The sequence below is a fragment of the Sodalis-like endosymbiont of Proechinophthirus fluctus genome, from assembly GCF_001602625.1.
In the GTDB taxonomy this organism is placed as follows: Bacteria; Pseudomonadota; Gammaproteobacteria; order Enterobacterales; family Enterobacteriaceae.
This window is the reverse complement of sequence record NZ_LECR01000068.1, coordinates 11920-17571: the sequence shown is the minus strand read 5'-3', so window position 1 is coordinate 17571 and position 5652 is coordinate 11920. Positions and strand designations below refer to the sequence as shown.

Below are 5652 nucleotides of genomic sequence, written 5' to 3'. Positions count from 1 at the left end.
CCGCCATTAGCGTCTCATGGTCTAGATGCATCTCGGCCAGAATACAGGCGACCGCTACCGGATGGGTGATATAAGGTTCACCACTGGAACGAGTCTGTCCCTCGTGCGCATCACGAGCGGCAAGATAGGCCTGCTGGAGGAGTTTTATCTGATCCTCGGGCAGATAGCATTGAATCAGAAGATTCAAACTTTCGAACAGATGCAAGGTAGGGTTATAACCTGCTGTTAACGGCAGCCTTCAGCGATCGCGGTGACCGCTTGAATCTCGGCGGCTTCCTGTTCTTTATGCTCCTGGCGATCGTGTAAATCCAGGATCTGGCTGGTGATCAGGCCTTCCTCGATCTCACGCAGGGCGATAACGGTGTATTTATCGTTTTCTTCCGCAACCAGTGGATCTTTACCGCCTACCTGAATCTGACGGGCGCGACGCGAGGCGACCAGTACTAGGTCAAAACGGTTACCAATTTTCTCGACAGCGTCTTGTACAGTTACGCGTGCCATATGTGAGCTACTCCACAGATGAAGAAATGACTGGGCATCATACTGAAAGTTGGGTCAGTCTGCCAACAATTTGCTGATTAATGCGCCATGGCGTAATTTCTGACGTTTAAGGCGCATGCTATCAGCCCGGATAATAGTTTTCAGATCAAGTAATGCGGCATTGAAATCATCATTGATGATGAGATAATCATACTCCGCAAAGTGAGTCATTTCAGCTACTGCATGCGCCATGCGCTGGGCGATGGCCTCTTCGCTGTCCTGACCGCGCCCGCGCAACCGGCGATTTAACTCCTCCTTGGATGGCGGCAAAATAAAAATACTGCGTGCGTCGGGCACTCTTCCGCGGATCTGCTGCGCGCCCTGCCAGTCGATATCAAGGAACACATCGACGCCGGTGGCCAGCACCTGCTCGATGGTTTCGCGCGAGGTGCCGTAGTAATTGCTAAACACCTGGGCGTGTTCTAAAAAGGCATCTTCGGCAATCATGCGCTCAAATTCCGCCACAGGCACGAAAAAGTAGTGCTGTCCGTGCGCTTCGCCGGGACGCATGGCGCGGGTGGTGTGGGAGATCGACACCTGGGTGTCATAAGGCAGCTGGGTTTTCAGCAACGCCTGGATCAAGCTGGATTTTCCCGCGCCGCTCGGGGCGGAAACGATATAGAGCGCACCTTGAATCATCATTAATATAGTCAGCTGAGGTTGAAGAACGACAGGGCATGTTTCTATTGTACACGGCATTGAAAGGCGATGCAGCTGTCAACGTAACGCCACGTCCGGCAGAGAGGGAGGCATCGGTTGTGGAGGAATTTAAGGAAGCACAGGTACCTGTAGAAGACGCAGACCCCGTGACCTCCCTGAACTTTTCATATCTTTATTTGCAAATAATCCATCAGCTAAAACCACCTTTGAGTATTTAAAAATCGCGATAAAGTGCCTATTAGCTGGTAGCTGGAATAGCCGTTCGGCCCGTCAAGTCCGGTCACTATAAATGACTATAGTTTTTCAGCCATTTTTTACTGCGGATTTCAATGCTGACATAACATCATAAGCCTTGCTATTTTTGCTGAGCTTCAAGTACATTGCAGACTTCGCCGAACTTCTCTAACTGCATCTCGGATAACGGAGCAAACATGCGATCCAGAATTACTTTGTGGATTTGTTCGGCGATACGCAATTTTTCACGACCTTTTTCCGTGATATAGACATACTTCACCCGGCGATCAGTAGGGCTTTGCTGGCGCTGCACCATCTCCTCTTTTTCCAATGCATCAAGCAAGGTGACTACGGTACGAGATGAGAAGCCCATATAGTTCTTGATATCGGTGGCGCTGGTTTTTCCGGTAGTAATCAGACGCAAAATTTTCATTTTCGACATCGAGAGGCCTTCGTTCACCAGTTGACCATTCACTTCTTTTCTCAGACGGTGATAGATACGTGATAGGGACTCTACCATTACTGAAATATCGGTTGATTTATTCATGTTCTAATCTCTATATGTTATTTATTCACTATCAGTTATTCCCAAAGAATGTTAGATTTCCGTTTAGTATTACAGATAATTTTAATAGCATCGGGTAAACATTACACTTAATCAGAATCGACGACGATGGGAAATATTCCAAGCAAGCAATGTTATCAGCTTACGCTAACAAGAAATACATTTTCTTAACAAAAATATTAAAATTTCCTCAACCCCTATTAAATAGGGGCATCCTGGAGACAGAAGAGTATGGGCTACTTCCAGGTTATTATTAATACCCAATCGGAGTATGATCGGACCCTTGCTGCTTCATTACTAACTTCTCGAGCATTTTATCGAAGTTTTTTTAAATTTGAAATATGACTATAAGAAGAAAGGCGCATATATTATGAAAATATAATGGCAAATACATATTTTTTTTATTTGTTAATATATATGTTAATAACATAGTAATATTTAGCTAAATTTACAGATATGATAGATGCAACATGTTGTTAAGAAATGATTTTTATAATTTTTTATATGAAATATTGTTCCCATTTCGTTGTAGTAGTTCACGCAAAAATCGAGCTAAAAAATAATCGTAAATTAAAAACTCACAAAAAGGATGAAAACCTTCAATACACCTTGAGTCTGTTTAGCGAAAAGTGGTTAACTTATTGTATTAATTGGTAATATTATTTTTTTTATTTTTTTTCGTTCGCTAAAAATCTAAATTTGGCAAAGAATTATGGTATTTTTATCATTAAAATCAAATAATTGTTGATTTCATAATCTATTGGCGAGAAAACAGCATCTGGTGGACACAATCCCTCATTTTTGGTCGCACGGCGGAAAAAGCGGCAGAAATAGCCCGTAAAAATGCTTCTTTTCAGGCAATAATTAAAGCGGTCAGGGTCTACTCTTACCTATGGATAGGAGATAGAAAAGGCATTGATAGGAGATGGAAAATGCAAAATTCAGCCATGAAATATCCCTTAACATCATGTTGACGACCTGATTCTATCAGGTTAACGGCACGGCGTAAGTTTAGTTTTTGCTTGCAGGCGATGCCGCTGTCGTTATAAAGGGTAGTGCGACTGCCGTCAGAAAAGAGTAAAATAACTATTAGTATGGCTACATACTATTTTCGGTGTAAGTGACTGCACGGGATAAAACAGACGGCGGCGGTTGATATTCTCCCCGTCCATCATGGGAGTTGCTATGGGTTTCTCCCGCCCTATTTAGACGGGCGTGTGCTGTTGTTCGGCAAATGGCGGATTACCCTGGCGCTATTCTCGCGAAGCGTTAGCCTGCCGCCGTTGCCGCTGAGGGGTTCGGCATGCCATGACACAATGCATCGCCGCGCCGATGTCGCCAGAATTTTAACCCACGTGGCCGGGGTAGTAATACTTACTGCTTTCATCGGCGGCGATAGGCAGACGAAGAGGAAGAGGCAGCGGAAAAATAGTAAAGATGCTCACTAACGCACTGTAAAAGCGCTGTATAAATGAAGCTGTGTCTGGGAGGTTATAATTGATCCTGGCGCCTCCAGGAATCGCGGCGCGTATTCCCGGCGTCAGCCGTGAGTTACTGTTTATCGCCAGCGCGGTCCTGCCGAGCGGGTCTGGTTTCTATCCTAGCCACGCTGCGCCTCGGCTTTCTGGCCCTGTCTCAGCGTGACGCTGGCCTTGACCATTCTCGGACAAGGCAATTGGACGGTACGTTGCCACGTAAGGTGGGTCCGCATGTTTGCGATTAAAGAGTTGGTGCACTACTACACCGGTAACCTCCTAAGCTGGTTCAAATCGGGCGCTGTGCGCTATGTGGATATCCTGGCCGGCGTCAGCCTGCATGTGGCGCCGGGAAGATCCTGCAGTGGGAATGGCTAACAGTCCTATCGCACAAGTTTCAGCGCTGGCGTCAGTGGTACGATCGGTGTCGGGGTACCCAGTTCACCCGGCGTGGCAGTACTGATAAACGCGACGGCGGCGTACTCCCTTGATTACGATGACACCTTATCTTCCTTTGAAGGGACATGTTTCCGCGATCCTGGTTCCCGCCTTGCTGGCCACGGCGCAGCAACGGGCTCCGCTTGGTTGCTGGCTGAACGAAGAGGGCATTCTGAAGGCCATGTGTCTCACCATCAGCATGGCCGCCGACGTCAAGGGGCAATTTAGCGCCGAGTCCAAACCGCTGCATGCCAGCGGCGGTGGGAAGGCCGCGGCGCTCGCGGTCAGCAGTCCCCTTTGGCCGCCTTGACAAACGCGAGCGATGAGAGGCATGTCATCGAAACTCTGGGACTGATGCTGAAACGGCATCCCTGCTTAGCTTCCCGCCCATAGTGGGATTGATATGCTACTGGATCTAAAAGCCGCCCACGACTTTGCGGCGGAAGACGTTATGTTGCTAGATTGTCTGGTGGGTCGATTAACCAGAATAACCTGCCGTACGCCGAGCTGACCAACGAAATGCAGGTGTGCTTCTCGATGCGCTACAGTCTCGCTGTAGCCCTGGCCAAAAACCAGCTGCGCCTGGCGGGTTTTGATCGCGAGAGGATGTTTTGATCGCGAGAGGATTTTGATCCGGCCATTCGCCGTCTCCTGCCGTTAACAAAATATATATGCGGTGAGAGCTCCCACCGAGGGGGATAGCTTTGATTATGTGACGCACCGGATCAGCATATGTCTGTGGGACGGCAGGACGCTATACCGCGCGGGAATGGCCAAACGCAGTTTTGTCGATCCGTGGCGTCGTCCTTGATGTCGAGTTGGAATCTGTCGATTTGGCCGAGACCCGCGATCGCCGAGCGGCGCACCGTTGACCAACCAAATTATTTCACTGTCGCCGTTATTTGATGCCGAAGAATGGTGGAACTCTGCTGACGCTCTCTGCTCCTCTCGTCCATCGCGCGTTTAACCCAAGGATCAGCTATCATGGAACACCTGCTTTCCGTTGCCGTAGACACTGGAAGCACCTTTACCAATATTACATTGATGGATCGCTGTACCAGCAAACTCTTCAAGGCGAGAACCCGTCGACGCCTGAGGATCCCTCGCTGGGTTTTTTTGATGGGCGTGCGGTGAATATTCGCCGATACTGTGTGCGGGCGCAAGAGGTCATTCACATGTTTCACGACAAAACGGTTGCCACCAATACTATTTTGGAAATGGACAGCGCTGAATGTGCCTTGTTGACTCTAGGTATGTGCTGGAAATCGGCCGGTACGATATTCCACGCAAAGAGAATATCTACTCATGGGTAGAGCCGACGCGACCGGTGCCGACGGAACGCGTCTATGAAGTGGACAGCCGTATGGATTTTAAAGGGCATGAAATGGCAACGCTCTGTGAGGCGTAGGTGCATGCCACCATTGCCCGTATCAAGTAACGCAACATCAAGGCTATCACGGTGTGCTATCTGCATTCTTACGCCAATGCCCGCCATGAGAAGCGGATCCGCGATATTATCACGCAAGAGTACCCACAGGCGCTGGTTTCCCTATCATCTGATGTCTTGCCCACCTTTCTGGAGTTCGATTCCAGCATAGCGACGCTGCTGAACTGCTACTTGATACCAAAAGTCTCGTGCTATGTCACCCGCCTGGAACAACGTATCTCTGACGAGGGTGTTAATGGCCGTCTGCTGCTGATGAAATCTAGAGGCGCCGTGACCGGCGTGGATACGATTCG

The 5652-nt window shown here is 48.6% G+C and carries 8 protein-coding genes and 1 pseudogene; 5 read left to right on the top strand and 4 right to left on the bottom strand.

Translation table 11 applies throughout. From position 1 onward, the window contains the following. From BG74_RS17580 to BG74_RS06780, 4 genes are all read right to left on the bottom strand, one after another. On the bottom strand, positions 1-205 hold a 205-nt coding region (locus BG74_RS17580), incomplete at its 3' end, for an HD domain-containing protein (RefSeq protein WP_244267398.1). Positions 206-225: 20 nt separating this feature from the next. Then, a complete protein-coding gene (rpoZ, locus tag BG74_RS06795) occupies positions 226-501 on the bottom strand; it encodes a DNA-directed RNA polymerase subunit omega (RefSeq protein ID WP_066597451.1) in 276 nt (91 codons plus the stop codon). A gap of 54 nt (positions 502-555) precedes the next feature. Beyond that, on the bottom strand, positions 556-1179 hold the full coding sequence (gene gmk, locus BG74_RS06790; RefSeq protein ID WP_066597458.1) for a guanylate kinase: 624 nt from the start codon (positions 1177-1179) through the stop codon (positions 556-558). A gap of 376 nt (positions 1180-1555) precedes the next feature. Further along, positions 1556-1981, bottom strand: a complete 426-nt coding sequence (locus BG74_RS06780) for a MarR family winged helix-turn-helix transcriptional regulator (protein WP_066597449.1) — start codon at positions 1979-1981, stop codon at positions 1556-1558. Positions 1982-3708: 1727 nt separating this feature from the next. On the opposite strand from BG74_RS06780, the gene BG74_RS13805 reads away from it, so the two are divergent. The 5 genes and pseudogenes from BG74_RS13805 to BG74_RS19715 all read left to right on the top strand — a co-directional run. Beyond that, positions 3709-3852 (top strand): hypothetical protein, encoded by a 144-nt coding sequence (locus tag BG74_RS13805; RefSeq protein ID WP_187202753.1) that lies wholly within the window; start codon positions 3709-3711, stop codon positions 3850-3852. A gap of 109 nt (positions 3853-3961) precedes the next feature. Further along, positions 3962-4222 carry a hypothetical protein gene (locus BG74_RS06775; RefSeq protein WP_187202752.1) on the top strand — a complete coding sequence of 87 codons (261 nt, stop codon included), beginning with the start codon at positions 3962-3964 and terminating at the stop codon, positions 4220-4222. Positions 4223-4374: 152 nt separating this feature from the next. Continuing rightward, on the top strand, positions 4375-4527 hold the full coding sequence (locus BG74_RS13800; RefSeq protein ID WP_187202751.1) for a hypothetical protein: 153 nt from the start codon (positions 4375-4377) through the stop codon (positions 4525-4527). A gap of 616 nt (positions 4528-5143) precedes the next feature. Beyond that, positions 5144-5320, top strand: a complete 177-nt coding sequence (locus BG74_RS13790) for a hypothetical protein (protein ID WP_187202754.1) — start codon at positions 5144-5146, stop codon at positions 5318-5320. A 51-nt stretch (positions 5321-5371) separates the two neighbouring features. Continuing rightward, a pseudogene (locus tag BG74_RS19715) lies at positions 5372-5652 on the top strand (hydantoinase/oxoprolinase family protein); the annotation flags it as partial.

Excerpts from the sequence above, each read along its gene's own strand:
- BG74_RS13790 (WP_187202754.1), top strand. The coding sequence starts at position 5,144 with ATGTGCCTTGTTGACTCTAGGTATGTGCTGGAAATCGGCCGGTACGAT.
- rpoZ (WP_066597451.1), bottom strand. The coding sequence starts at position 501 with ATGGCACGCGTAACTGTACAAGACGCTGTCGAGAAAATTGGTAACCGT.
- gmk (WP_066597458.1), bottom strand. The coding sequence starts at position 1,179 with ATGATTCAAGGTGCGCTCTATATCGTTTCCGCCCCGAGCGGCGCGGGA.
- BG74_RS06780 (WP_066597449.1), bottom strand. The coding sequence starts at position 1,981 with ATGAATAAATCAACCGATATTTCAGTAATGGTAGAGTCCCTATCACGT.
- BG74_RS13805 (WP_187202753.1), top strand. The coding sequence starts at position 3,709 with ATGTTTGCGATTAAAGAGTTGGTGCACTACTACACCGGTAACCTCCTA.